This is a genomic window from Frankia sp. Mgl5 (assembly GCF_023242985.1).
Lineage (GTDB): Bacteria > Actinomycetota > Actinomycetes > Frankiales > Frankiaceae > Parafrankia > Parafrankia soli.
Genome location: NZ_JALKFY010000853.1, coordinates 45202 through 71454, shown reverse-complemented (window position 1 = coordinate 71454; position 26253 = coordinate 45202). Strand labels below are relative to the sequence as shown.

Sequence of the window (26253 nt, the reverse complement as noted above, 5' to 3'; positions counted from 1 at the left end):
GAGCGAGTCCACGGACTCGCTCACCCGCCACACTTCTCTCGGCCGCCGACCCTATCTGCGTGGGTTGTCCGGCTGAGGGGTCAGTAGAGGTTCGGGGTGTTGCGGCCGGCGGCTGCCGGGGTGGCTCGGACGAGACCGTGGCAGCCGCGCTGGCGCATCAGCTCGTCGAGGGTTGCCCGGGAGCGTCGCAGCGCTCCGTCGACGGCCTGGCGCGCGCGGGGCTCGTCCCCCATCTGCAGGGCGTACGAGGCCATGACCAGCGTCTGGACCAGATCGTCCTGCTCGGACAGCGGGTCCGCCATCCGGGCCGGCCCCGCTGGGTCGGCGTCGGCCGGGCTGGTCGTCAGCCGTGTGCCGCTGGTAGCCGGTCCCGCGCTGCTGGTTGCGGGCATCGTGCCGCTGGCGGCTCCCGCGCTGCCGGTCGTGGGCAACGCGCCGCCGGTGCGGGTGGTGGTGTGCGGGGCCGGTGTGGTCAGCTCGCGGCCGTGGGCGGCGAGCCACGCAGCCGCGACCGCGGTGGTGATCGCCCATCCGGCCCGGACCCAGGCCGGGGGGTCGACCAGCCCGTCGAAGGTCAGCTCGGTTGCCATCAACACGACGAGGATGATGAGCACTCCTGTCGCCGCGGGGGCCGCCCGACCGGGCACGGCGGGGGCGGAGTCAGTCCGGCGCGGTGACGGCTGCGCCGCGGCCGGGGCGACCGCCGCCGCGATCAGCGGGAGGCAGGCGACGGCAAGGGCGGCCATCGTGGCGGCGCCTGCCGCCCATGTCACGTAATGCCAGTGCACCCCGATCGCCCCCTCTGAATCCTCTGGTCCGCAGGTCCGCCCGGCTCACCCCGCCTGGCGGGGTCCGCCCCGACCCGACTCGGCCCGCCCCCACGAGGGGTGCGGCGACTCGAGCCACGGGGACTCGGTTCGCGGTGAGTCCCGTTGCCCGCGCGCCCGCGAGCCTGGCGCGGACGTCGCGCGGCGTCGTGTGACGCGGGGTCACGTGCCTCCTCGCGTGCCCCCCAGGGCAGGCACCGCCGGTGCGCTCCGCCGGCGACCCGTCCTGGTGGGGACGGCCCTCGTCGCCGCGCTGGAGGACCCCACATGTTTTCCCCGCGACTCGTTCGTCACCATGGCCCGTCCGGGTCATAGGCAACATGACCCTCTCGGAACCCGCCTATCGCCCGTGTCCCCATCGCAGTGTGTCTTTCCGTGTTCTTCTATCGTTCTTTCATTGATGTCCCCCGGGCTGCGTCTTCTTTTTGATCTTCTCTGTGGTCGATCGATGGTCGTGCCGGGTGGGCGTGTCTCACCCTTGCCCGGATGACCTGTAAGGTGGATGGACACGAGACAGGCGCGTCCTGAGCGTGCGTCGGTACTCGCGGGCCTCATGACCCGCGAGCGCGGATGCGGGTCGATGGGTGCGGGCATGTGCGGGCATGGTTGCGGGCGCGGATGTCGCACCGGCGAGGCCGCGTGCCGCGGGCGCCCAGCTCGTGAGGCAGGCTTGACGGGCCGCTCCAGGCGGTCCAAGCGAGATCCAACAGCAGGGAGATCTGGTGTACGCGGTCGTTGCCAGCGGCGGCAAGCAGCACAGGGTCGCCGTCGGCGATGTCGTCGACGTCGAACTCCTCTCCGGGGAGCCGGGCGCGGCCGTGAACCTTCCGGCGGTGCTGCTCGTCGACGGCGAGTCGGTCACACACGACGCTGACGCTCTGGCGTCCGTCGAGGTCACCGCCGAGGTCGTCGGTGTCGTCAAGGGTCCGAAGATCCGGATCCACAAGTTCAAGAACAAGACCGGCTACCACAAGCGTCAGGGCCATCGCCAGAAGTACACGCGCCTGAAGGTGACCGGGATCGAGACGGGGAAGGCCTGACGAGATGGCGCACAAGAAGGGCGCGAGCTCCTCGCGCAACGGCCGTGACTCGAACGCCCAGCGGCTCGGCGTGAAGCGTTTCGGCGGCCAGTTGGTCAAGGCCGGCGAGATCATCGTCCGGCAGCGGGGCACCCACTTCCACCCGGGTGACCTGGTCGGCCGCGGCAAGGACGACACTCTGTTCGCGCTGGCTCCGGGCCACGTCGAGTTCGGCCGCAAGCGGGGCCGCCGGGTCGTGAACATCGTCTCGGCCGACACCGAGCGTGCCGAGAAGGCCGCCGTACCGGCCTGACCAGCCCAAAGAGGTCCGGCGATTCGGAGACCTGCCAGAACCGCGGCGCGATGCCGCCGGGGATGTGTGGGCCGTCGCCCGGGTCGTAGTCGTTCACAGGGCGCCGCGCGAGCCACAGCCCCTCCGGTGTGGCATGCGCGGCGCTCTTGTGCGTCAGACCGCGGTCAACCGCGGAGTTAGGAGAGGTGGCAGATCATGCCGACGTTCGTCGACCGGGTGGTTCTGCACGCCGCCGCCGGCGACGGCGGGCACGGCTGCTGCTCGATCCACCGTGAGAAGTTCAAACCGCTGGGCGGGCCGGACGGCGGTAACGGCGGCCGCGGCGGCAACGTGCTGCTGCGCGTCGACAGCGGCGTGACGACCCTGCTCGACTTCCACTTCCACCCGCATCAGCGGGCCGGCGGCGGCCGTCCGGGCCAGGGCTCCAACCGCCACGGCGCGGACGGCGACGACCTGGTTCTGTCGGTGCCGGACGGTACCGTCGTGCTCTCGCCCGACGGCGAGCAGATCGTCGACCTGGTCGGGGCGGGGAGCACCTACGTCCTGGCGCACGGCGGCCGCGGGGGGCGGGGTAACGCCTCGCTGGCCTCGGCCCGCCGCAAGGCGCCCGGCTTCGCCGAGTTTGGGGAGCCGGGTGAGCAGCTCGACGCCGTCCTCGAGCTCAAGAGCGTGGCCGACGTCGCGCTGGTCGGCTTCCCGAGCGCCGGGAAGTCCTCGCTGGTCTCGGTGCTCAGCGCCGCGCGTCCCAAGATCGCCGACTACCCGTTCACCACCCTGGTCCCGAACCTGGGCGTCGTCCAGGCCGGTGACCATCGCCCGTTCACGGTCGCGGACGTCCCCGGGCTGATCCCGGGTGCCAGCCAGGGCCGGGGGCTGGGCCTGGAGTTCCTGCGGCACATCGAGCGGTGCTCGCTGATCGTCCACGTTCTCGACTGCGCCACGCTCGAGCCCGGCCGTGATCCGCTCACCGACCTCGACGTGATCGAGGCGGAGCTCGCCGCGTACACGACCGACCTGTCGGACCGCCCGCGTCTCGTGGTGCTGAACAAGGTCGACGTCCCGGACGCGGCCGAGCTCGCCGAGCTGGTCACCCCTGACCTGCAAGCCCGCGGTCTGGCCGTGCACCAGATCAGCACGGCGAGCCGGCACGGGGTCCGCGGGCTCGCGCTCGCCCTCGCCGAGCTCGTCGCCAGCCTGCGCGCCGCCGCGCCCAGCCCGGCCGCGACCCGGATCGTGCTGCGCCCGCGCGCGGTGGACGAGCCGGACTTCACGGTGCGGGCCGAGGGCGACGGCTTCGTCGTCGGCGGGACCAAACCGCTGCGCTGGGTGCGCCAGACCGACTTCAGCAACGAGGAGGCGATCGGCTACCTGGCCGACCGCCTGGCCCGGCTGGGCGTCGAGAAGGAGCTCGCCAAGCGGGGTGCCTTCCCCGGGGTCGCGGTCACGATCGGTGCCGTCACCTTCGACTGGGAGCCGACGCTGTCCGGCCGGGAGGCGCTGCTCGCCGCCGGTGGCGGGGATGGCGACGGCTACGGCGAGGCGGGCTACGGCGCCGTCGACACCGCCGTCACGATCGCGACCGTGGGCGGGTCCGGGGGCACGAGAGCCGGCGCGCGCGGTGGAGCAGTGGTCTCCGACCTGCCGCTCGGTCCGCGGGGCACCGACCTGCGGCTGCGGACGTCCAAGCGGCTCACCAGGGCACAGCGGACGGCCCTGAGCGACTCCGCTGACGACTTCGGTGACGGTGCCGACTTCGGCGACGGCGACGGTGCCGGCTTCAGTGACGGTGCCGGCTTCAGTGACAGTGCGGCCTTCGGTGACAGCGGTGGCTCCGGCGGTGACGCCGACGGCGGGCGTGGCTAGGCCGTGGTCCGTTCCTTCGTCACCGAAGCGAACCGGGTCGTCGTCAAGGTCGGCTCGTCGTCGCTGACCACGGCGGCCGGTGGGCTGGACGCCGGCCGGGTCGAGGCGCTGGTCGCGGCCGTCGCCGGCCGGGCCGGCAGCCTGGTGCTGGTGTCGTCGGGTGCGATCGCCGCCGGTCTCGCCCCGCTCGGGCTGACCAGGCGGCCGCGTGACCTGGCCACTCTGCAGGCGGCGGCGAGCGTCGGCCAGAGCTCGCTCGTCCACTGCTACGCCGGCGCGTTCGGCCGGGCCGGGCACCGGGTCGGCCAGGTCCTGCTCACCGCCACCGACGTGATCCGGCGGACGCACTACCGGAACGCGCGCACGACCCTGGAGCGGCTGCTGGCCCTCGGTGTCGTGCCGATCGTGAACGAGAACGACGCGGTCGCCACCCAGGAGATCCGGTTCGGTGACAACGACCGGCTCGCCGCGATCGTCTCCCACCTGGTCTCCGCGGACCTGCTCGTCCTGCTCTCCGATGTCGACGGCGTGTACGAGTCGAACCCGCGGCTGGGGCCGGCGAGCATGGTGCGCGAGGTCCGCTCGGACGCCGATCTCGACGGCCTGACCGCCCGCGGCACCGGCGCGGCCGGCGTCGGGGTCGGCGGCATGGCGACGAAGATCGACGCCGCGCGGATGGCGGCGTCCGGTGGCGTCACGACGGTCGTCACCTCTGCGGCCAACGCGGCCGCGGTGCTGGCCGGCGAGGAGATCGGGACGGTGTTCCACCCGACCGGCCCGCGCCGGCCGTCCCGCCTGCTCTGGCTGGCCCACGCCACCGCTCCCGAGGGCCGGCTGCACCTGGACGAGGGCGCGGTCGCCGCGGTGGTGGACCGGCGGGCCTCGCTGCTGCCGGCCGGGGTCACCAAGGTCGAGGGGGACTTCTCCGCCGGCGATCCGGTCGACCTGGTCGACCCGCGGGGCCGTCCGGTGGCGCGCGGGCTGGTCGAGTTCGACTCCGTCGAGCTGCCGGGCATGCTCGGCCGCTCGACGATGGACCTGGCGGCCGAGCGGGGCCCGTCCTACGAGCGTGAGGTCGTCCACCGCGACGACCTCGTCCTGCTCCTCACCCGTCGCTGACCCGCCGCCGGTAGCCTCAGGGAACGGCGCACAGCGGCGCGCCGTCGACGCCGGGCCCGCGTCCACGCCGGCCGTCGCGGACAGTCGGGAGGAATTCGGTCATGAACACCTCTGCGGAGGACGTCCGCGCCAGCGCGGTCCGAGCCCGGCAGGCCGCCGGGCAGCTCGCCCCGCTGTCGCGGGCGGCCAAGGACGCCGCGCTGCTGGGCATGGCCGCGGCGCTGCTCGACCGGTCCGCCGAGATCCTCGCCGCGAACGCCCTGGACACCGCCGCCGCGCGGGCCGCCGGCACGTCCGCCGCGCTGGTCGACCGGCTGACCCTCACCCCGGAGCGGATCGAGGCGATGGCCGACGGCCTGCGCCAGGTCGCGGCGCTCGAGGACCCGGTCGGTGAGGTCGTCCGCGGGCGGGTGCTGCCCAACGGGCTGGAGCTGCGCCAGGTCCGGGTGCCGCTCGGCGTCATCGGGATCATCTACGAGGCTCGGCCCAACGTCACGGTGGACGCGGCGGGCCTGTGCATCAAGAGCGGCAACGCGGTGCTGCTGCGGGGCAGTGCCTCGGCGCTGAACTCCAACCGGGTGCTGGTGGACGTCCTGCGGGAGGCTGCGGTGGCCGCGGGGCTGCCTGCCGACGGCGTGCAGCTCGTCCCGGGGGCGGACCACGACTCGGTGAAGCACCTCATGCGGCTGCGCGGCCTGGTGGACGTCCTCATCCCGCGCGGCGGGGCCGGCCTGATCCGCGCGGTCGTCGAGGAGTCGACGGTTCCGGTCATCGAGACCGGCGTCGGTAACTGCCACGTGTACGTGGACGTCGACGCCGACGTCGACACCGCGCTGGCCATCACGCTGAACGCGAAGACGCAGAAGGTGTCGGTGTGCAACTCGGCCGAGACCCTGCTCGTCCACGCCGGGATCGCCGCGGAGTTCCTGCCCCGGGTGCTGACGGCGCTGCGCGACGCGGGCGTGACCGTGCACGGTGACGAGACGGTGCGCGCGGTCGACCCGTCCGCCGTGCCGGTCACCGACGAGGACTGGGCGACGGAGTACCTCTCGCTCGACATGGCGGTGGGGGTCGTCGACTCGCTGGACCAGGCGCTCGACCACATCCGGCGCTGGAGCAGCGGCCACACCGAGGCGATCGTGACCCGGTCGCTGGCGGCGAGTCGCCGGTTCGTCGCCTCCTGCGACAGCGCCGCGGTGATGGTGAACGCCTCGACCCGCTTCACCGACGGCGAGCGGTTCGGGATGGGCGCCGAGATCGGCATCTCCACGCAGAAGCTGCACGCCCGGGGGCCGATGGGCCTGCCCGAGCTGACCTCGACGACCTGGGTGGGCATCGGGGACGGCCACCTGGTGTGACCGGGCGGTACGTGGGCGTTGCGGGTGGCCTTCCGGGAGGCCGGAACAGCCGTCTCCTGAGCACTCGGGAGCACTCCGGAGCACTCCGGAAGCCCGTCATCCCTCGTCAATCCGTCATGTGCTGCCAACCACTGGCACTATGGACCGTGGTGGTGCTAGGCGCTGGACCGGAAGGTGGCCATGTCGTTGCAGGGATACGCGTTCGCAGACGTCGCTGATGTCCGGGAGCGGCTCCGGGAGACGGGCTACCTCGCCGACGAGGCGATCGCCACCACGGTCTTCCTCGCCGACCGGCTGGGCAAGCCGCTGCTCGTCGAGGGGCCGGCCGGTGTCGGCAAGACCGAGCTCGCCAAGTCGCTGGCCGCGGCGGTCGGCGCCGAGCTGATCAGGCTCCAGTGCTACGAGGGCCTGGACGAGGCCCGCGCGCTCTACGAGTGGAACTACAAGAAGCAGCTGCTGCGCATCCAGTCGGCCTCCGGCGCCACGGGCGAGGCCGCCGGGGACGCCGCCGCTGGCACCGCCAGCTGGCAGCAGACCCACGACGACATCTTCAGCGAGGAGTTCCTCCTCTCCCGTCCGCTGCTCACCGCGATCCGGCGGGACGACCCGACCGTCCTGCTCATCGACGAGACGGACAAGGCCGACGTCGAGGTGGAGGGCCTGCTGCTGGAGGTGCTCTCCGACTTCCAGGTCACGATCCCCGAGCTGGGCACCGTGAAGGCGACCCGCCGGCCGTTCGTCGTCCTCACCTCGAACGCCACCCGCGAGCTGTCGGAGGCGCTCAAGCGCCGCTGCCTGTACCTGAACCTGGACTACCCCTCGGCAGCCCGGGAGAAGGAGATCGTCCTCGCCCGGGTGCCCGAGCTGCCGGAGAAGATGGCCGAGTCGCTGGTGCGGATCGTGCGCGCGCTGCGGGCGATGGAGCTCAAGAAGGCCCCGTCGATCGCGGAGACGATCGACTGGGGCCAGACCGTTCTCGCGCTCGGTTTCGACACCATGGACGACGCCGCCGTCACCTCCACCCTCGGCGTGGTCCTCAAGCACGCCAGCGACCAGGCCCGCGCCATCAGCCAGCTCAAGCTCGGCGCCAACTGACGCAGGACCGGGAGGTCCCGATGAACCTGCTCGACCGCACCGTCGAGTTCACCGCCGCGCTGCGCCGCGCCAACGTCCCGGTGAGCAGCGCCGAGACGGTGGACGCCGCGCGGGCGGTCGGTGCCATCGGCTGGGCCGACCGGGACGCCCTGCGGGCCGCGTTCGCCGCGACGATGTGCAAGCGCCCGCTGTACCGCAGCGCGTTCGACTCGCTGTTCGATCTGTACTTCCCGCCGCGGATCGGCGACGGTGTCGTGCTGCCCGACGAGGGCGGGCCCGCCGGGGAGCAGCAGCCGGGGGAGCGGCGGGACGGCGACCCGTCCGAGCTGACCCCGCAGGAGATCGAGGCGCTGCGCCGGGCCATGCGCGACCAGCTCCGCGCCGCGCTGCTCGACGGCGACGACGAGAAGCTGCGCGACCTGGCCCGCCGTTCGGTCAGCGCCTTCGGCGCGGCGCAGAACGGGCCGGGGCAGCGCAGCTACTTCATCTACCGGGTGCTGCGGGCGATGTCCCCGGAGACACTCATCGCGGACCTGCTCGCCGCGATGCTCGGCGACGACGATCGCGGCGGCCTCGAGGAACGGATCGCGCGGCAGACGATCGCCGACCGCATCCGGGCGTTCGAGGAGATGATCTCCTCCGAGGTCCGCAGGCGGATGGCCGAGGAACGCGGCATCGAGGCCGTCGAGCGGACCGCGGTGAAGCCGCTCGCCGACCAGGTCGACTTCCTGCGCGCCTCCCAGCGTGATCTGGTCGAGCTGCGGCGCCAGGTGTATCCGCTCGCCCGCCGGCTGGCGACCAGGCTGACGGCGCGGCGCCGGCTCGGCCGGGCCGGCCGGCTCGACTTCCGCCGCACCGTCCGGGCGTCGCTGGCGACCGGTGGCGTGCCGATCGAGACCAAGCACCGGCCGCACAAGCCGCACAAGCCCGAGCTTGTCGTGCTGTGCGACGTGTCCGGATCGGTGTCCTCCTTCGCGCACTTCACCCTCATGCTCACGCACGCGCTGCGCGAGCAGTTCTCCAAGGTCCGCGCGTTCGCGTTCATCGACACGACCGACGAGGTCACCCGCTTCCTGCGCGGGCTCGAGCTGGGCGACATGATGGCCCGGATCGCCTCCGAGGCCGACCTGGTCTGGTTCGACGGCCACAGCGACTACGGCCACGCGATCGAGGTCTTCGCCGAGAAGTACCCGGACGCCGTCGGGCCGCGGACGTCGCTGCTCGTCCTGGGGGATGCCCGCAACAACTACCGGGCCACCTCGGCCGCGGTGTTCCGCCGGCTGTGCGGGCAGGCCCGGCACTCCTACTGGCTGAACCCGGAGCCGCGCAGCTACTGGGGCTCCGGCGACTCGGCCACCACCGCCTACGCCGACCTCGTCGACGAGATGGTCGAGTGCCGCAACGTCGAGCAGCTCCAGCACTTCATCGAGCGGCTGCTACCCACCTGAGGCGCCTCGGCGTGGTCGCGCCGTTGTGGGAGATTTGACGTTTCCGGCGCTTCCGGGGTGAACCGATCGCCGGGCCGCTGCGTCCAACCCTTCGACGGCGGGCGCATGGTGTGACCGCCGACGCCCGCGCGGGTGACCGCGCAGGCCGGACGGAGGGGTGCCGCCATGGCGACCGAAACGACGGCGACGACCATGCCGACAGGTCCGACCGACGCGACCGGACAGGCCGATCCGGGTGAACCGACGACCACCGGCACCGCCGCGGGCGGGCAGCCGGGGCAGCCCGGTCCGGCCGCCCCTCCCGGTCCGTTCGGCCCGTTCGGGGCGCCCGGCCGGAACAAGCGGCCCTGGTCGTCCCGCCTGCCGGCCATGCCGGACCCGCGCCGCCGCCGGCGCCTGATCCTCGGCGCGGGCGCGCTGCTCGTCGTGGTCCTCGGGGTGGGCTTCATCGCCGCCGGAACGGATGACCCCGACGCCAGCTCGTCGGGCACGGCGGCCGTCCCGATGCCGGCACCCGAGCTCGGTTCCGGAGAGATGAGCAGGTCGACGGACTCCGGCGTGTCAGCGGACTCCGGCGCTCCGGCGCCGTCCTCGGCGCCCGGCGAGGCCCGGGCGGCCGGCATCGCCCCGGGAGCGCCGTCGACCGTCCAGGGCTCGCCCGGCGGCACCGGCGGCGAGCCCGCCCGGCCAGCCGGCGCCCAGCCGCGGATCGTCCGCAACGGCACGGCCACGCTGTCCGTGCCGGCCGGTGCCGTGGACAAGGCGGTCCAGGATCTCTCCGCAGCGGCGCGGGGGCTTGCGGGGTACACCGAGTCCAGCGAGGTCAGCGGCACTCCGTCGACCACTGACGACGACAGCCAGTACGCCACCGTGACCCTGCGGGTGCCGAGCGAGTCGTTCGACGAGCTGCGGTCCGGCCTGAGCCGGATCGGCACGGTGTCGGCGTCGACGATGTCCTCGCGCGACGTGACCGGGGAGTACGTCGATCTCGAGGCGCGCAAGCGCGCGCTGGAGGCCTCCCGTACCGCCTACACGACGCTGCTCTCCAAGGCCACCACGGTGGGGGAGACGCTGTCGGTGCAGCAGGCCATCGACGGCGTGCAGATCCAGATCGAGCAGATCGAGGGCCAGCGGATGGTCCTCGCCGACGCCAGCGACCTCGCGACGTTGACGGTGCAGATCGCCGAGGACGGAGCGGACCCCGTACCCGGGCCGGACGATGACGACTCGGGGCTGGTCGCTGCCGCGCGGACATCCTGGAACCGTTTCGTCCGCGGTATCGAGGAGATCATCGCGCTGCTCGGCCCGCTGGCGCTGGTCGGCCTGGTCGCCGCGTGCGTCTACGGGGCCGTCCGGATCGCGCGCCGGTGGGGCTGGATCCCGACGACCCCGGCCCCGCCCGCGCCGCCGCGGGACTCGGCGGGGTCGTAAGCGGGCCGGTGCGCTCTGGCACGGACGGGGTCCGGGGCGGCACGATGGACGGGCACACGCCGGCCGCGGACGGGAGCGCCGGGATGCCCGAGGCAGGCGAGGAATCCGGATCGGGGCTGACCAGCGCCCGCTGGACGCACGTCGCCCTGCCCTCCAGCGACCTCGACGCCTCGATCGCCTTCTACACGTCGATGACCCCGCTGGTCGTCGTGGCGGTCCGCGAGGACGCCGCCGGCCGCAGCGCCTGGCTCTCCAACGAGGGCCAGTGGCGGACGCCGTTCGTCCTGGTGCTGGTGGACTTCGTCCGGGAGCGTGGCGCCCGGCATCCGATCATGACGCCGTTCGCGCACCTCGGGATCGAGGTCCCGCGCCGGGCCGACGTGGACGACGCGGCGGCGCGGGCCCGGGCCGCCGGCTGCCTGCACTGGGAGCCGCAGGACCTGCCGGACCCGGTCGGCTACGTGTGCGCGCTGACGGACCCCGACGGCAACGTGATCGAGGTCAGCCACGGCCAGCGGGTCTTCTCGACGGTGCGTGACCTGTGGGGGCCGCGCGGCTGACCGTCCGGCGCCGAGCCTTGACGTGGCCTCGTCCGGCGATCGCGGTGCGTGACGGGGAGCGGGGCCGGTCCGGTGGGGTGGGGGAGCGGAATCATCCGGGCTGCCCGCTCGATAACCTGCGCATGAGACCCATAAGGGTTTATTCGGGGCGCTCGACGCGGGCACCCGGTGATCGCCTGGTTGTGGGGGATTCGTCACCGCGCGTCGAGAGCCGCCATCGCGGGGATCCTGCGGACCCCCGAAAGGACGTGACGCCAGGTGACACCTCCGAGTCCGGCCGTTCACGACGTGCCGGCGATCGGTGGCCTCGGGATGACCGACGTCGCCCGGCAGACCATCGCCCGGCAGGCCGGTGCCGGCGGGGCCCAGCCGGCAGCTGAGCCGCCCTGGCCGGCGTGCTCCGGTGTGGATCTCACCCGTCCCCATGCCGCCGTGGTGCTGCACTACGACGGCGCCCGCCGCGACGCGTGGGGCGCCGCCCTGGCCGCGCTCGACGTCCCGGTGCGCCGGGACGGGGCGTTCGGCGAGCTCGGGTGGGCGGTCCTGGCAGGTGACGCCGCCGACGTCGGCCGGGAGCTGGCCGCGGTGCGATCCCGTCTGGCCGCTGTCGTCGGATCGGACCGGCCGGTGCTCGCCGCCGCCGGGCGGGTGGTCGTCGGCGACGGCCGGGACACCTCCGAGACGGCATCGTCGCTCGCCGAGGCACGGGCCGTGCTCGCGCTGCTGCGCCATCGCGGCGACGGCGTGCAGCTCCTGCACTCGGACACCGGGCTGGCCGGGCTGCTGCTGGCCGTCCCGCGGGCGCGGCTGGAGTCGTTCGCCCGGGCCGAGCTCGGGCCGCTGCTGGACCGGCCCGAGCTGCTGGCCACGCTCGCCGCCTGGCTGGAGACGAATGGCAGCCGGGCCGCGGTCGCCGCGCGCATCCACATGCACCGCAACTCGGTCGGCTACCGGATGGACCGGGTCCGCGAGCTCCTGGGCCTGCACGGGGACCCGCCGGAGCGGATGTGGCGGTTGCACGCCGCCGTCGTCGCCCGCGAGCTGGTGGCGGCGCTTCCGGCCGGTGACGCCTTCCCGACCGGGGACCTTCCCGACGGCCGGGCTGGCCTGGCCGGGGCGGTCGGGGTGGCCGGCTACCCGCGGGCCAGCGCGGCGTCCACGAGCACCTGTGCCTCGGCGAGCACCGAGGCCAGGTGATCCGGGCCGGCGAAGCTCTCGGCGTAGATCTTGTAGACGTCCTCGGTGCCGGACGGGCGCGCGGCGAACCACGCGTCGGCCGTCGCCACCTTCACGCCGCCGATCGGGGCGCCGTTGCCCGGCGCGGCCGACAGGGCCGCGGTGACCGCGCCCCCGGCGAGCGTCGTCGCGCCCAGGGCCTCGGGCGTCAGCGCGGAGAGGATCTTCTTCTGCGCCGGGGTGGCGGGGGCGTCCACACGCCGGTAGGCGGGGGAGCCGAACCGCCCGGTCAGCTCGGTGTAGAGAACACCGGGGTCACGGCCGGTCGTCGCGGTCATCTCGGCGGCCAGCAGGCAGGCGATGATGCCGTCCTTGTCCGTCGTCCACACCCGGCCGTCGCGGCGCAGGAACGACGCGCCGGCGCTCTCCTCGCCGCCGAAACCGAGCGAGCCGCCGAGCAGGCCGTCGACGAACCACTTGAAACCGACCGGCACCTCGACCAGCCCGCGTCCGAGATCGGCGGCGACCCGGTCGATCATGCCGGAGCTGACCAGCGTCTTGCCGACCGCGGCGCCCGCCGGCCAGCCCGGCCGGTGCGCGAACAGGTAGGAGATCGCTGTCGAGAGGTAGTGGTTCGGGTTGAGCAGGCCGGCGCCGGGGGTGACGATCCCGTGCCGGTCGGCGTCCGCGTCGTTCGCCAGCGCGACGTCGAACGACCCGGCCAGCCGCAGCAGCGACGCCATCGCGAACGGTGACGACGGGTCCATCCGGATTCGGCCGTCCCAGTCCAGCGTCATGAAGCCGAACGTCGGGTCGACCGCGGTGTTCACCACCTCGATGTCGAGCTTGTGTCGCTCGGCGATCTCCTGCCAGTACAGGACGCTCGCTCCGCCGAGCGGATCGACGCCGATGCGGACCCCGGCCGAGCGGATGGCGTCGAGGTCGACGACGTTCGGCAGGTCCGCCACGTAGGCGCCGACGAAGTCGTGCACGGTCGCCGCCGCCAGCGCCTGGGTGTGCGGGACCCGGGCGACCCCGGTGAGACCCGCCTCGAGCAGCGCGTTCGCCCGGTTCTGGATCGCGCTCGTGGCCGCGGTGTCGGCGGGACCGCCGTGCGACGGGTTGTACTTGAAGCCGCCGTCGGCCGGCGGGTTGTGCGACGGCGTCACGACGATGCCGTCGGCGAGCCCCCCGGGCCCGCCGGCGCCCCCGGGCCCGTTGTGGGCGAGGATCGCGTGCGAGATCACCGGCGTCGGAGTGGCCTCACCGGCCGGCGCGACGCGGACGTCCACCCCGTTCGCGACCAGGACCTCGAGGGCGCTCGCCAGCGCCGGCGCGGACAGCGCGTGCGTGTCGACGCCGATGAACAGCGGACCGCTGACCCCGGCGGCCGCCCGGTGCTCGCAGATCGCCTGCGTGGTGGCCAGGATGTGGTCTTCGTTGAACGACGCCCGCAGTGCGCTGCCGCGGTGGCCGGACGTCCCGAACGCCACCCGCTGGGCCGGGTCGGCGGGGTCGGGACGCACGTCGTGGTAGGCGGCGAGCAGCGCCCGCGGGTCGATGAGCTCGTCGGGAGCGGCGGGCTGACCCGCGCGCGGGCTGTTCGGCATGGGCGGGCTCCAACTGGGCGGGCTCCATATGGGCGGGCTCCATATGGACGGGCTCGATCGGATCGTTCGGCTCCCCGGCCAGCCTAGTGCCGCGTGCCGCGACGCTCGCCCCGTCGCCCTGTCACTCGTTGTGGCTCTGGCCGTCGGCCCCGGGCGGGGAGGGGGAGGGGAAGGGCCGTGGCCTGGCCAGCGGGCGGGATGGCGACGTATCGTGATCGGCGTGCCAAGGTCGGCGGCCCCGCCGGACGGGGCGAGATGCTCCATCGCCCGCAGCCTCGAGGTGCTGGGTGAGCGGTGGACGCTGCTGGTCGTCCGCGAGGCGTTCCGCGGGCGCACCCGCTTCGCCGAGTTCCGCGACGCCCTGGGCATCGCGACGGACGTCCTGACCGTCCGCCTGCGCACGCTGGTCGAGGCCGGGGTGCTCGAACGCCAGGCCTACCGCGAGCCCGGGTCACGCGAGCGGTACAGCTACCACCTCACCCCGGCCGGCCACGACCTGCGCCTCGTGCTCGGGTCGCTGCAGCAGTGGGGCGACACGCACCGGCCCTCCGGCCACGGTCCGGCCACGGTGTACCGCTCCGCGGTGGGCGGCGAGCCGGTGCGGGTGGCCTTCGTCGACGGCGCCGGGGCGGAGATCGACGTCCGCGACGTCGTCTCCACCCCCGGGCCGGGCTGGCCCCGCATCGAGGCCGGCCCGGATATCGACGCCGGCCCTGACGCCGATGCCGGCCCGGAGGCGGCCCAGCCGGCCGTGAGCGTGCCGGAGGGCCGTCCGCCGGTGGACGCGGTGGACGGGACTGGTCAGCCCGTCAGCGTGGCCACGGGCTCGCGCGAGGGATAGAACTCGGCGAGCGCCGGATAGAGCTCGGTGAGCCCACCCGACAGCGCCGCCCGGATGTGAATGCTCGTGTCGTCCGCGAGGACCTCGGCGGCTCCGGCCTCGACGCCGTCCAGCGCGAGCGTCGCGATGGTGGCCGGGTCCGACTTCGGCGCCTGGATGGTGCGGGTCATGTCGGTGTCCATGTAGCCGACGTGCAGCGCCGTGACGGCGACGCCCTGGTCGGCCAGCTCCAGCCGCTGGGAGTTCGTCAGCGACCAGGCGGCGCTCTTCGCCGCGCAGTAGCCCCCGCTCGTCGGCGCCGCCAACCACGACAGGGCAGACAGGACGTTGAGCACCGCCCCACCGGACGCGCCCGCGCGCCCCGTGGCTCCCGCACCGCCGGCGCCGGCCCCGTGCCCGTTCGCGTTCGCGTTGCCGTCACCCGCCGCACCGGCGCCGGTGCGGTGCCGCGCGAGCTGCGGGGCGAAGGCGCGGACCGTGCGCAGCGGCCCGAAGAAGTGGGTCTCCAGCTCCAGGCGGATGTCGTCGACGTCCCCGGTGAGCACCGACGCGCCGGTCGAGCTGCCGGCGTTGTTGATCAGGATGTCGACGTCGCCGGTCGCCTCGGCCGCCGCGGCCACCTGGGCCGGGTCGTTGACATCCAGCCGGATCGGTACGGCGCCCGGGGTCTGGACCGACTGCGGGTCGCGCGCGGCCGCGTAGACCTTCGCGGCACCCCGGGCCAGCAGCTCCTCGACAAACGCCCGCCCCAGCCCCCGGTTCGCCCCGGTCACCAGGACGACTGATCCCCTGATCCTCGCCATCGCCCGCGCTCCGTCCCTCGTCGCCCGCCATGCCCCGGCCGGGCCATGCCCCGCCTGGGCCGGGACGTCGCCGATGTCCGGCCGTCCCCGCGGATCACCGTAGGGTTCTGAGTTGGAAACTGCAACTCAGCTGGGGAGTGACGCAGGACATCCCGCCGTGAGCGCTCTGGACGAGGCGCCACGACTTTGCGCGGAGTTAGTGTCCCCACGTGCGACTGGGCGTGATGGGCGGGACGTTCGATCCCGTCCACAACGGGCACCTGGTCGCGGCCAGCGAGGTCGCGGCGCTCTTCGACCTGGACGAGGTCGTCTTCGTGCCGAGCGGGCGGCCATGGCAGAAGGTCGACCGCGAGGTCTCCGCCGCCGAGGACCGCTACCTGATGACCTTCCTGGCGACGGCCGAGAACCCGCGGTTCACCGTCAGCCGCATCGACATCGAGCGCAGCGGCCCGACGTACACCATCGACACGCTGCGGCACCTGCGCGGGCAGCGGCCGGGTGACGAGCTGTTCTTCATCACCGGCGCCGACGCCCTCGCCCAGATCTTCACCTGGCGGGACCACACCGAGCTCTTCGGGCTGGCGCACTTCATCGGAGTGACCCGGCCGGGCTACCACCTCCGTCGCCACGCCAGCCTGCCCGACGAGTCGGTCAGCCTCCTCGAGGTGCCGGCGCTCGCGATCTCCTCCTCGGACATCCGTCAGCGGGTCGCCCGGGCCGCCCCCATCTGGTACCTGACCCCGGACGGCGTCGTCCGCTACATCGCCAAACGCGGGCTGTACGACCCGCGGTCGGCCGTCGGCCCGCCCCCCGTCGACCCCGGGTGACCCGAGCCCGGGGACTCGGCGCAGGGGAACATTCGACCCGATCGCGGGACGGATGTTCGCCGGCACTCCCGTGGGTGTGTCACGCTTGATACGGCCGTCCGACAGCGGGCGGCCGGCGCTCCCGCCGGGGTGCTCCGATCGGGCGGTGTCAACGCCTGCTCGGGCGTCCCGCCGGAACGCGCACCTACCTGCTTTGGAGACCGACCAGCGTGACCGCTTCACCGCGAGCCACCGAGCTCGCCCTCGCCGCCGCCCAGGCCGCCGCCGACAAGATCGCCCAGGACATTCTGATCCTCGACGTGAGTGAGCGGCTGACGATCACCGACTGCTTCGTCATCGCGTCGGCCGAGAACGAGCGGCAGGTCAAGGCCGCCGTCGACGAGATCGAGGAGAAGCTGCGGGCGCTGGGGGCGAAGCCGTTGCGCCGCGAGGGCGAGCGCGAGGGCCGGTGGGTCCTGCTCGACTTCGCCGACATCGTCGTGCACGTGCTGCGCGCCGAGGAACGGGTCTACTACAGCCTCGAACGGCTGTGGAAGGACTGCCCGGTCATCCCGTTCGTGGACGCCACCGTCGGCGCCGGGGTGGCCGCCGCGGCCACGGGTGGCGTGGCGGGCGCGGGAGCCGGTACGGCAGAGCCGCGGTGAGGCTGCTGCTCTGGCGGCACGGGCGGACGTCCTGGAACGACGCGGGGCGGTTCCAGGGCCACGCCGATCCTTCCCTGGACTCGACCGGTCAGCGGCAGGCCGAGCTGGTGGGCCCGTTCATCAGGGCTCTCAACCCTGAGCTCGTGGTCTCCTCGGACCTGCGCCGCTGCCGGGAGACCGCGGCGCGGATCGGCCTGCCCGTCCGCGCCGACGCGCGGCTGCGCGAGATCGACCTGGGGGCGTGGTCCGGGCTCACCGGCGCCGAGGCCGCCGCCCGCTTCCCCGCGGAGGACGCCGCCTGGCGCCGCGGCGAGGACGTCCGCCGCGGCGGCGGCGAGACGTACGAGGAGGTCGGCGCACGGGCCGGCGCCGTCTTCGACGACATCGTCGCCGAGGGTCTGCCGGTCACCGCCGGCGGCCTCGTCGTCTTCGTGTTGCACGGGGGGACGGCCCGGTCGCTCCTCGGGCGTGTCCTCGGCGTGCCCGTCCAGAACTGGTGGGTGTTCGGCCCGCTGGGCAACTGCCGCTGGTCGATGCTGCGGCGCGAGCCGGGCGGGTTTCGGCTGGTGGAGCACAACACCGGACCCCTCGCCACAGTCGCCGCGGCGCCTGGTAAGGTCGTCAGTGTCGGACCGGGGAGCGCAGCTTCCCAGCCGCCGGCCGAGGCGATTCTGCCGACGCAGGAGGCCCCGACAGCAAGCGACACGGAACCTGTACACTCGCAGACGCAGCCGGCAAACGGTTGAGACAGCAAGTACCGGTTGCAGTCGAGTAAGGTATAACTAGTACGTAGCAATATGGGGCTGTGGCGCAGTCTGGTAGCGCATCACACTGGCAGTGTGAGGGTCAGGGGTTCGAATCCCCTCAGCTCCACAAAAATAGGTTCACAAAAAATTAAATTAAAATATTTAGCGCTGCTCGAGTAAATCTCGGGCGGCGTTTTTGTTGCAAGGCATAATTAGCACTGTATGCGAGCGTGAGCGCCAATCCGGTAGAGGATCCTGGGGTGGCCGTCCCGATGGACTCGGAGGCGGAGCGCGGGTCGGCCTTGGTTGCTTGGTACATGTATTCGATCCGAACTGGGTCTGTAGCCATGGGCGATTGCGATCTCGAGGCCCTGTTGGCGGCCTTCGACGATTGTCCACCACAGAACGCCGATGATAATCGCTCCGCAAACAAGAAGACGCAGACGAAGGCCAAGTCGTTGATCACGGCGGTCAGGTCGTCGAAGATCTCGATGCCCGGCAGCGGGTCGGAGCGGTAGTCGAGCGCCGGAACCGGCATCCAATGACGACCCGTCCGTTGGGGAGTTCGCGGGGCTCTGGATCTCGAGAGGGAACGAAACCGATCGAGCACAGCGAACGCGTCGCGGCCACATTGTCGATCTCGCATTCGGCTGTCACGGTCGCTGTCCCCAGATGTTCGTGGGCGAGCCTGAGACCTGCGCCGAACAGCTCCCGGCCGAGGCCCTGCCCGCGGAAGGCAGGAGCCAGGTATCCCCCCACCTCGCAGGTGCCCGGATCATGTTTCAGTGCGACCAGGCCGACATAGCGGTCGCGTCTGCTGGTGAGCGCGACAAGGCCGTACGGCAGCGTCGGGTGTGCGCGTCGATGCCCGGTCGCAACGGCGGGCGCGGTGTTCAGTGCGCGGGTCCGGGCCGGCCCTGAAGGGGTGGCTTCGCCTGGCGTCGTCCAGCCGAGCCGGTACTGGGCGTCATCATCCAGCGCAGCGGCCTGAGCGGCTGGCAGGTCCCAAGCTATAGGGGTTCGGAAGTAGAGATTCTCGGTTCGGAGAACATGGCTTCTCCCTCCGCATCCCGGATCGGTCAGCTCTCGCCACAGCGCACGCAGGACCATGGTCCGGAGGATCTCAGGGCCGCCACGGAGCCCGAGGGACGAGCTGCGGGACGCGGAGGGCCCGCCGGGGAGGTTCCCCAGTGGGCCCTGCGCCTTCCGAATTTTTGCGTCACTCTCTGGCGCCAGGTCGGCTGGCCTCTCCGTGGTTCCGCAGGTAGCGAGCGAGATCGGGGGTCAAGGTTGTCGGGTCAGGGCCGGAAGCTGGCCCTGTATTGCGTCGGCGTGCGGCCGGTCAGGTCCCGGAACGCGGCGTTGAACGCGGACAGGGAGGTGTAGCCCGTGGTGAACGCGATGGTGGTTACCGGGGCGTCGCCGGCGGCGAGTTCCTCGATCGCGCGCAACACCCGCATGCGGCGTAGGACGGTCCGCCAGGTCATGCCGGTCTCTGCCTCGAAGCGCCGTGCCAGCGATCGCGGGGCGAGGCCCACCTGGTGTGCGATGTCCTCGAAGCGGACCTCCTCGCCGAGCCGCTCCCTGGTCAGACGCAGGGCGTGCCGCAGTTCCGGCGATCGTCCTGCCGGCACGACGACCGGACCCGGCTGCTCGGCGAGCCGCCAGGCAACCGCGGCGAGCGCGCTGAACAGGGTCTCGGCGTACACGGTGAGGGGTTCGACGCTCTCGTTCCACCCGCCGCACTCGGTCACCAGTGCGCGGGCCAGGGGGGTGAGGTCGAATACCGCCAACGGTGCTGGAGGCGCCGGGACGAACGCGGTGTCGAACAGGACCGACGCGGTCGTGACCGGCTGCGGGATGCTCACCCTTATCGGCCGCCCTGCCTCGATCAGCGCGGCGCGGGCCGGCGGCAACAACCACGCCTGCCCCTGCGCCTCCAGCCGGAGAGCCCCGGCGGAGGCACAGAGCAGGTAGTGGCGGTCCACACAAAGATCGCTGTCGGGCTCCGGCGCGAACGTCCGCACGAAGCTGTACGCCTTGCGGGTCATCGACGGCCTCGCACGGGCCGATCATAAGAGCCGGCCGCGACGCCGCTCAGACGACCGCCTCCAACAACTCGGCGTGGAAGCGTCGGCTCACCGGCGCGCCGGTCATGATCGGTCGAAGGACCGTACCGGAGCGGGCGAAGGAGCCTGACCCGAGATATCCAACGAACGACGCCTGGTCTTCCCACTCGTGGACCACGGTGATCCGAGTGTCGTCCTCGCGTGAAGCGTAGACCCTGAACGCGACGTTGCCCGGCATGGAACGGACCTGGTCACGCTCGTTGTCGAGGTGGGCGAGGGCAGCCGGCCGGTCGATGGCAGCTGTACTGAAATCGAGGATGGCGATGAGCACGAGACCTCCTGGAGCGGTCGGTGACCGCAGTGGACGGGATAACCCGATCCTCGAGCGACGCCCGCGCCTCGGCCTCCGCCAGCCGGACGCGTTCACGCTCCCATCGGACAGGACCACTCCGCGCCGCAGGCCCGCCCAACCCGCGTTGGCGTGGCGCTGAGGCAGGCACATCCAGCCAGGGCCCGCAGGAATTTGTCACCCGCGGGACGGCCAGGTCGGTGAAGATCTGAATCGCACGTTCGCCAGAAGCAGGGCCAGACCGGCGCCGGTGACCGCGCTGGCTGCGTACCTCCGCGTCGAAGGCGAGGCATACATGTGCTCTCCTTCGGAGTTCGAAAAAGGAGGTTCCGCCGGGCGATCGCCGACATCGCCGACCAGGCCGGCGTCCATGCGTCACTGATGTTCACCGTGACGCGAGCCCTCTCCGCCGGCCGACCCCGACCCCGACCACGCCGCCACGCCGCCACGCCGCCCGTGGTCTCGTCGCAGCCGAGGGTCAGGTCCTCCCTGGCACGGGCTCCCGGTCCGGTGATGAGACCGCCCTCCCGGAAGAATGCAACCCGCGAATGGTGGACACGTTACGGACACCTGCTCAATGGTGGGGCAGGAAGAGGACGGTGCCATATAGTGACGACAGGATGAACAGCTATTCCGTCAACACCAGCTCGGCCAACATCGCTTCGGCCGACACCGTTTCGGCCCGCGGCAGCAGGAGTTCTGGTTGCCGGGCAGCCCTGGACGAGGCACACGGTGTTCTCGGCTTCGACTCGCCGAAATGCGCCTGTGTCGACGAGTCGGAGCATTCGGCGCGCGTGGCGCTTGCCATACGCGACCTCGATGGCCAGGGCGTCCTGCGGCTCGCGCTGCGTGCCATTGCCGATCGGGTACACCCCAGAAGGGCAACCCGTGCCTGAGACGCCGTCCATTACCGCCCTTTCCGGTGCCGTGGGTGCCGGTATCGGCGGCATTACCCCCGGAATCCCCGGAACGGGGCCGGCCTGATGCCCGAGCACACCCTTTCGGTCACCCTCACCGCCCCCACGAGCGACAGTCTCGACGCGCTTGTCACCGCGGCCGACGTCGCGCTGATCGCCGCGGGCTGGGCCGTCGGGGGGAGCGCGGTGAAGGTCGCGTGCGAGTGCACCTGGCCCCGTGACACCAATCTGGCCGAGCCCGGCCGCCTGGGCCTGTTCGGCACCGTGGTCTACGTCGTCGCGGCCCTCATCGTGGCCCTGGGCATCCTGCGCGGGTCCGGGGTTCTGTGAGGGCCGGCCGTGCCCGCCCGCCGGCCACCGGGCGGGCACGGCCGGCGACCAGGCAGAACATCGTTTTGTGCGGCAATTCGGTACGCACCTGACGGTGCGGTGCCATGATGACCCGAATAACTGCCGGACCACCGTCGACTTCCTCGTCGTTCGGTCGGCGCGGGGTACGCGCGCGCGACGAGGCGTGCCTCATCACGGCGGACTCGTGCCAATGCGGCAGTCGGTTTGGTTGACTGCCAGCAAGGGGGTCAGTCATGGCACGTTGGGTGCGCGCCCGCCGTGGAGTCGTGTGCACGGCCGTCGTCGGTGTCCTCGCCGCGGCGTTACCGGTCGCGGCCGGGCTCCCGGCCGCGCGGGCGGCCGGTGAGAACACATCCACCAATGCCGTCATCATCTGGGACCGTAATGCGCAGACCGCGATCTGGGACGTCGCCGGCCAGCAGCCGCAGGTCCAGGCACGCAGCTTCGCGATGGTGCACGGAGCCGTTTACGACGCGGTGAACGCCATCGCCGGGCGGCCTTACCAGCCCTATCTCCTCGCCCCGCGGGCCAGCGGGCGCGAGTCGACGGACGCCGCCGTCGCGACCGCCGCCTTCCAGGTACTCAGCTCCCTGTTCCCGGCCCAGCAGCCGCGGCTGCAGACGCAGTACGACGAGTGGATGGCGAACCTTCCCGATGACGCGGCGAAGCAGAGCGGGACCGCCGTGGGTGGCCAGACCGCCGCAGCGATGATCAGTGCTCGGCAGAACGACGGGGCCTTCGGTGATCCGACCTGGCCGGTGGGCACCCAGCCCGGCCAGTGGCGGCCGACCCCGCCGACCTTCGCCTCCGACACGGCCTGGGTGGCGAACCTCAAGCCGTTCCTGATCCCGAGCGCGTCGATGTTCCGCTCGGCCGGGCCGCCGGCGCTGACCTCCGAGCGCTACGCCCGGGACCTCAACGAGGTCAAAACGATCGGCGCCGTCAACAGCACGACCAGGACGCTCGACCAGACCCAGGCGGCGATCTGGTGGCACGACCGACACCTGGGTGAGTGGGAGATCAAGCGCCAGCTCGCCACGGGCCGCCGTCTGAGCACCCTGCAGACGGCCCGCATGTTCGCGATGGTCGACCTCACCGAGGCCGACGCGACGATCGCCTGCTTCAACGAGAAGGCGGCCTGGACGTCCTGGCGGCCGGTCACCGCGATCCAGCTGGCCGACACCGACGGCAACCCGGCAACCACCGCAGACCCGACCTGGGTACCGCTGCTCGTCACCCCGCCGCACCCCGACTTCACGTCCGGGCACACCTGCTTCACGACGGCGAGCATGTCGACGCTGGCGTTCTTCTTCGGCCGGGACGACATCCCGTTCAGTGCGTACAGTGCCGATTCGGGTACCACACGCTACTTCCGTGGTTTCTCCCATGCCATCGCCGAGGTGATCGAGGCTCGCGTCTGGGGTGGCATCCACACTCGGTCGGCCGACACCGAGGGCGCGAAGATCGGCGCCAAGGTGACCGCCTACACGACCAGGAACCATTTCCGCCCGCGGCGTTGACCGGCCCGCACGGCGCGGCAAGCGGTACCCGGCGCCGGGTACCCGGTGGTTGCGACGGTGCCCTTTGTAGTCCCTGAGCAGGCAACATGTGGTCGCGGCCGCAACCTGAACCCGATCGGCCGGACCGCTCTACCACTGCATGCTGATCCGGAAATCCGCGGGGGGTGTCATGGTGCCCCCTGCTCCTGAACACCGCCATTTCTCGGTATTCCTCAACGCGGCCACATTGGTGGCCGCGTGGTGGCGGCACAGGGCGGAGGAGTCGCGCGGGCCGGCCCCCTGGTGACGCTCCGGTCACATTGTGGTGGCCGCGACAAGAGTGGGCGCCGCCCGGCGTACCGTCGATGCTCCGTGGAGTTTCTTGTTCCTGCGGAGTCGGCGGTGTTGGATGGCGAGGTATTGACTGGTGATAACTTCGCGGTCCGGTTCCATAGACATGTTCCGCTCAACTGGAGACCTGCTCGTGTGGTGGCCCGTTACGCTGCTCCGCGACAGCTTCGGCCTACTCCATCGGCAGGTGGGGTGTGGTTGGGTGGCGGTGTCGGTCGGGGGCTCCGCGGCGGCCCGTCCTGCTGGCAGCAAGCGGACATCGTGACGGCGGGCGGCCATCGGCCGCGGCCGTGGCTGCCGTGCGCGGCGGGCGCGGCCGTCGTGACGGATGGCGCCGGGTGGCGTTTCACGCCGCACGCACCAGCGGCTTCCCGCGCCTCGAAAACAACGATCAGCATGGGTATTGTGCCGCGAAAGGCGTGCGGTCCGCGGTGGCCTGAGGTGTTGCTGCCGTCGCCGGCCGGATGTCAGCCTGAACGTGGCTTGGGGGGAGTCGTGTCAGCATGGGTTCGGGATCGTTCGGGGGCCGTCCACGGCCACGTTCTGCCTTGTCCCGCCGGTCGCGCGTAGCGTCGGTATTCGCCGGTCTCCTGGTGGTGGCCGGCTTACTGGCGACCGGTATCGCAGGTCCCGCGGCCGCCGCGGCGGGGCAGCCGCCGGCCGGCGCCGGTTCGGCCGCGTCCGTCGGTCCGGCCGCCATGCGTGCCGTGATCCTCGTAGACGAGTCCGGCAGCCTGGACGACGACGCGGTGCGGCGTGAGAAAGAAGCCGCCCAGCTGCTCGCGTTCAGTTCGCTGACCCCCGATTCGGAAATTGCGGTGGTGGGTTTCGGCAGCTCGAACGGCGAAGCCGGGCAGCATGCGGTCGAGGTTTACTGCCCGCTGACGAAGGCGGAGCCTGCGAAACAGCAGTTCTTCGTCGACTGCATCGACCGCCTGCACCGCCGTGAGCCGTCCGAGGGCGCCGACACCGACCACGCCGCGGCCATGACCCAGGCGCTGAGCATCCTCGGGCGGGCGCAGGAAGGCCGGCCCTCCTTCATCTTCCTGCTCACCGACGGCCGGCTCGACGTGGCGAACAGCCCGCAGTACGGCCAGCCGGGGGCACGCAACACCGAGGCGCAGCGCCGGGTCGACAGTCAGGTCGCGGCCGCTCGGAGCAACGGCGTCCAGATCTGGCCGCTCGGCTTCGGTGACGCCGACCAGGCCGCGCTTGACCGGTTCGCCGCCGGCGGCGCCCAGCAGACCTGCAACAACCTGCCAGACAACCAGCCGAAGGCGCGGGTGGTGACCTCGCCGGACGTCGTGGCGCGCTCGCTGTTCGAGGCGATCGGCAGCGCCAGCTGCGCCCAGACCACCGAGTTCGACACAGGCAAGCTCTCGCCCGGGTCGCCGGTCGAGCTGACCGTCTCCATCCCGGAGATCAGCACCGACGGGGTCATCGCCGTCATCAAGGGCGACCCGCGGGTGGAGGTCAACTACGTCGACCCCAACGGGAAGGAGGTCGGCGACACCAGGGAGTTCGACGGCTCGATCTTCACCCGGAGCACCGCCAACGGCACGGTCGAGTCGCTGCGGGTGCAGAACCCCAGGCCGGGCACCTGGAAGATCCGGCTCACGGCCCCGGCCGACGTGCCGCCCGGCCAGATCGTCGGCGCCGCCGCGATGTGGCAGGGCGTGCTCCAGGCGGTGGTCGGTCTCAACCCGCCCGTGCCGCAGCCCGGGCAGCAGGCCGTCGTCAGCGTCCAGTTGCAGACCCGCGACGGCGCGATCGACGACCCCGGCACCCTGGACGGCATCCAGTTCGGCGTGCGGATGTCCGGCGACAGCATCGAACAGCAGACCGTGCGGCTGACCAACGACGGCCGCGAGGGGGACGCCGTGGCCGGCGACGCCGAGTACAGCGGGCACATCACCGTCCCGCCGGACGCCAAGGGCGCGCTGACCTTCGTCGGCACGATCGACGGGCCGGGTGTCGTCGGCGCGTCCACCGTCTACACGACGGTGGTGGCGGCCCAGGCCAGCCCGATCACCGCGTCGCTGCAGCTCGGCCGCGGCCACGTGGCGCCCGGCGGCAGCCTGACCGGCTCGGTCGTGGTGGACAACACCGACGGGCAGGCCCGCACCTTCTCGCTCCAGCTGCGCAATCTCAGCAACGGGGCGCGCGCGACGATCGACCCGGCGACGATCACCAGCCAGCAGCGCGGCCGCGGCGAGCACCGGCTCACCGTCACCTTCGGCGAGGACACCGCGCTGGGCGCCACCAGCGGGACGGTGATCCTGGTCGACGCCGCCAACCCGTCCACCGTGCTCGCGTGGTCCCGCCTCAACGCGGACGTCGGCCGTCCCGCGTCGTTGCTGGAGCGGTTCTGGTGGCTGTGGGTGCTGGCCCTGGCGGTGGTGCTCGCGCTGCTGCTGCTCGCCGCCTGGCTGCGCCAGACCGACCGCAGGGTCCGCGACGTCAGTGACGTCACCGTGTACCTGAGCCGCGGCGGTCAGCCGATGGGGCACCTGCAGGCCCGGTCGGACACCGGTAGCCGATTCCCGTTCGTGGTGCTCGACGCGACCGGCGTCGCCCCGCATCTCGACCATTCGTACGGAGGCGGCGGTGGGTACGCCGTGACCCGCAACCGGCACCGGGTCCTGCAGCTGAGGACCCCGGACGGGACGACGCGCGACATCTCGGCGGGGATGCCGGTGGAGATCGAGGCCGGCCTCGCGCTGACCATGACCGCCGCCGTGCGGGACGACCAGCCCTTCTCGACCGTCCCGGGCAGCGACGACCTGTACGAGCGGGCCGGTGATCACCGCGGGAGCGCTGACTCGTGGGCCGGCCACGGCGCGGGCCGCGCCTCCGCGCCCGCCGGCTCGTATGACCCGGTGTCGGGGGCCGACCAGTCCGAGGTGACGACCTGGATCCCCGGTGGCCCGTCGCAGCGCCCCGCACCGGGCGGCTTCAACCCGCCCGCGAGCCCGGAGCCGCCGCCCGGCGGCGGCCGCTCGCCCCGTAACGACGACCTGTTCGACTGATCCGGATA

At 72.3% G+C, this 26253-nt stretch carries 25 protein-coding genes and 1 tRNA gene; 19 read left to right on the top strand and 7 right to left on the bottom strand.

The annotated features are described in order from the left end of the window. Positions 1–80: 80 nt before the first annotated feature. Entirely contained in the window at positions 81–773 is a 693-nt protein-coding gene (locus MXD62_RS38095; RefSeq protein WP_248834157.1) for an MFS transporter, read from the bottom strand. Between the two features lie 776 nt (positions 774–1549). On the opposite strand from MXD62_RS38095, the gene rplU reads away from it, so the two are divergent. The 10 genes from rplU (at position 1550) to MXD62_RS38045 (ending at position 12230) form a co-directional block, all read left to right on the top strand. Continuing rightward, positions 1550–1867, top strand: coding sequence for a 50S ribosomal protein L21 (gene rplU / locus MXD62_RS38090; RefSeq protein WP_020462729.1), 318 nt, complete (start codon positions 1550–1552; stop codon positions 1865–1867). A gap of 4 nt (positions 1868–1871) precedes the next feature. After that, positions 1872–2159 (top strand): 50S ribosomal protein L27, encoded by a 288-nt coding sequence (rpmA, locus tag MXD62_RS38085; RefSeq protein ID WP_018500214.1) that lies wholly within the window; start codon positions 1872–1874, stop codon positions 2157–2159. 195 nt (positions 2160–2354) lie between these two features. Beyond that, complete coding sequence (obgE, locus tag MXD62_RS38080) at positions 2355–4022, top strand: GTPase ObgE (RefSeq protein WP_248834156.1); 1668 nt, start codon at positions 2355–2357, stop codon at positions 4020–4022. A 3-nt stretch (positions 4023–4025) separates the two neighbouring features. After that, the gene (proB, locus tag MXD62_RS38075) at positions 4026–5141 is read left to right on the top strand and encodes a glutamate 5-kinase (protein WP_248834155.1); all 1116 of its coding nucleotides are present in this window, start codon (positions 4026–4028) and stop codon (positions 5139–5141) included. 101 nt (positions 5142–5242) lie between these two features. Next, entirely contained in the window at positions 5243–6499 is a 1257-nt protein-coding gene (locus MXD62_RS38070) for a glutamate-5-semialdehyde dehydrogenase (RefSeq protein WP_020462726.1), read from the top strand. Positions 6500–6679: 180 nt separating this feature from the next. Beyond that, positions 6680–7594, top strand: a complete 915-nt coding sequence (locus tag MXD62_RS38065; RefSeq protein WP_112106276.1) for a MoxR family ATPase — start codon at positions 6680–6682, stop codon at positions 7592–7594. A gap of 20 nt (positions 7595–7614) precedes the next feature. Then, entirely contained in the window at positions 7615–9042 is a 1428-nt protein-coding gene (locus MXD62_RS38060) for a VWA domain-containing protein (protein ID WP_248834154.1), read from the top strand. Positions 9043–9207: 165 nt separating this feature from the next. Next, positions 9208–10473 carry a DUF4349 domain-containing protein gene (locus tag MXD62_RS38055; protein ID WP_248834153.1) on the top strand — a complete coding sequence of 422 codons (1266 nt, stop codon included), beginning with the start codon at positions 9208–9210 and terminating at the stop codon, positions 10471–10473. Between the two features lie 83 nt (positions 10474–10556). Continuing rightward, positions 10557–11033 carry a VOC family protein gene (locus MXD62_RS38050; RefSeq protein ID WP_248834178.1) on the top strand — a complete coding sequence of 159 codons (477 nt, stop codon included), beginning with the start codon at positions 10557–10559 and terminating at the stop codon, positions 11031–11033. A gap of 258 nt (positions 11034–11291) precedes the next feature. Continuing rightward, a complete protein-coding gene (locus MXD62_RS38045) occupies positions 11292–12230 on the top strand; it encodes a CdaR family transcriptional regulator (protein WP_248834152.1) in 939 nt (312 codons plus the stop codon). On the opposite strand, the gene pgm is transcribed toward MXD62_RS38045, so the two are convergent. Next, complete coding sequence (gene pgm / locus MXD62_RS38040; protein ID WP_248834151.1) at positions 12167–13819, bottom strand: phosphoglucomutase (alpha-D-glucose-1,6-bisphosphate-dependent); 1653 nt, start codon at positions 13817–13819, stop codon at positions 12167–12169. The genes MXD62_RS38045 and pgm overlap by 64 nt on opposite strands. A gap of 220 nt (positions 13820–14039) precedes the next feature. On the opposite strand from pgm, the gene MXD62_RS38035 reads away from it, so the two are divergent. Next, positions 14040–14660: a helix-turn-helix domain-containing protein gene (locus MXD62_RS38035; RefSeq protein ID WP_248834150.1), complete on the top strand. Its 621-nt coding sequence runs from the start codon at positions 14040–14042 to the stop codon at positions 14658–14660. On the opposite strand, the gene MXD62_RS38030 is transcribed toward MXD62_RS38035, so the two are convergent. Further along, complete coding sequence (locus tag MXD62_RS38030) at positions 14621–15463, bottom strand: SDR family oxidoreductase (RefSeq protein WP_248834149.1); 843 nt, start codon at positions 15461–15463, stop codon at positions 14621–14623. The genes MXD62_RS38035 and MXD62_RS38030 overlap by 40 nt on opposite strands. A 209-nt stretch (positions 15464–15672) precedes the next feature. Between MXD62_RS38030 and nadD the strand changes: the two genes are divergently transcribed. The 4 genes from nadD (at position 15673) to MXD62_RS38010 (ending at position 17807) form a co-directional block, all read left to right on the top strand. Continuing rightward, the gene (nadD, locus tag MXD62_RS38025; RefSeq protein WP_020462717.1) at positions 15673–16290 is read left to right on the top strand and encodes a nicotinate-nucleotide adenylyltransferase; all 618 of its coding nucleotides are present in this window, start codon (positions 15673–15675) and stop codon (positions 16288–16290) included. A gap of 209 nt (positions 16291–16499) precedes the next feature. Then, complete coding sequence (rsfS, locus tag MXD62_RS38020; protein ID WP_248834148.1) at positions 16500–16934, top strand: ribosome silencing factor; 435 nt, start codon at positions 16500–16502, stop codon at positions 16932–16934. After that, positions 16931–17680, top strand: a complete 750-nt coding sequence (locus MXD62_RS38015; RefSeq protein ID WP_248834147.1) for a histidine phosphatase family protein — start codon at positions 16931–16933, stop codon at positions 17678–17680. The genes rsfS and MXD62_RS38015 overlap by 4 nt, the downstream gene beginning before the upstream one ends. 53 nt (positions 17681–17733) lie before the next feature. Continuing rightward, a tRNA-Ala gene (locus tag MXD62_RS38010) sits at positions 17734–17807 on the top strand. A gap of 21 nt (positions 17808–17828) precedes the next feature. On the opposite strand, the gene MXD62_RS38005 is transcribed toward MXD62_RS38010, so the two are convergent. The 4 genes from MXD62_RS38005 to MXD62_RS39995 form a co-directional block, all read right to left on the bottom strand. Beyond that, positions 17829–18218, bottom strand: a complete 390-nt coding sequence (locus MXD62_RS38005) for a hypothetical protein (protein WP_248834146.1) — start codon at positions 18216–18218, stop codon at positions 17829–17831. Next, positions 18152–18790: a GNAT family N-acetyltransferase gene (locus MXD62_RS41185; protein WP_368862513.1), complete on the bottom strand. Its 639-nt coding sequence runs from the start codon at positions 18788–18790 to the stop codon at positions 18152–18154. Before MXD62_RS41185 ends, MXD62_RS38005 begins: the two co-directional genes overlap by 67 nt. Before the next feature lie 188 nt (positions 18791–18978). Beyond that, positions 18979–19731 (bottom strand): AraC family transcriptional regulator, encoded by a 753-nt coding sequence (locus tag MXD62_RS38000; RefSeq protein WP_248834145.1) that lies wholly within the window; start codon positions 19729–19731, stop codon positions 18979–18981. Between the two features lie 46 nt (positions 19732–19777). After that, positions 19778–20080, bottom strand: coding sequence for an antibiotic biosynthesis monooxygenase family protein (locus MXD62_RS39995; protein ID WP_248834144.1), 303 nt, complete (start codon positions 20078–20080; stop codon positions 19778–19780). A 638-nt stretch (positions 20081–20718) separates the two neighbouring features. On the opposite strand from MXD62_RS39995, the gene MXD62_RS37990 reads away from it, so the two are divergent. The 4 genes from MXD62_RS37990 to MXD62_RS37975 all read left to right on the top strand — a co-directional run bounded on the left by MXD62_RS37990 (position 20719) and on the right by MXD62_RS37975 (position 26245). Next, positions 20719–20994: a hypothetical protein gene (locus MXD62_RS37990; RefSeq protein WP_248834143.1), complete on the top strand. Its 276-nt coding sequence runs from the start codon at positions 20719–20721 to the stop codon at positions 20992–20994. An 87-nt stretch (positions 20995–21081) separates the two neighbouring features. Next, positions 21082–21345: a hypothetical protein gene (locus MXD62_RS37985; protein WP_018500197.1), complete on the top strand. Its 264-nt coding sequence runs from the start codon at positions 21082–21084 to the stop codon at positions 21343–21345. A gap of 254 nt (positions 21346–21599) precedes the next feature. Beyond that, positions 21600–22886, top strand: coding sequence for a vanadium-dependent haloperoxidase (locus tag MXD62_RS37980; protein ID WP_248834142.1), 1287 nt, complete (start codon positions 21600–21602; stop codon positions 22884–22886). A gap of 923 nt (positions 22887–23809) precedes the next feature. After that, a complete protein-coding gene (locus MXD62_RS37975) occupies positions 23810–26245 on the top strand; it encodes a vWA domain-containing protein (protein ID WP_248834141.1) in 2436 nt (811 codons plus the stop codon). Positions 26246–26253 lie beyond the last annotated feature (8 nt).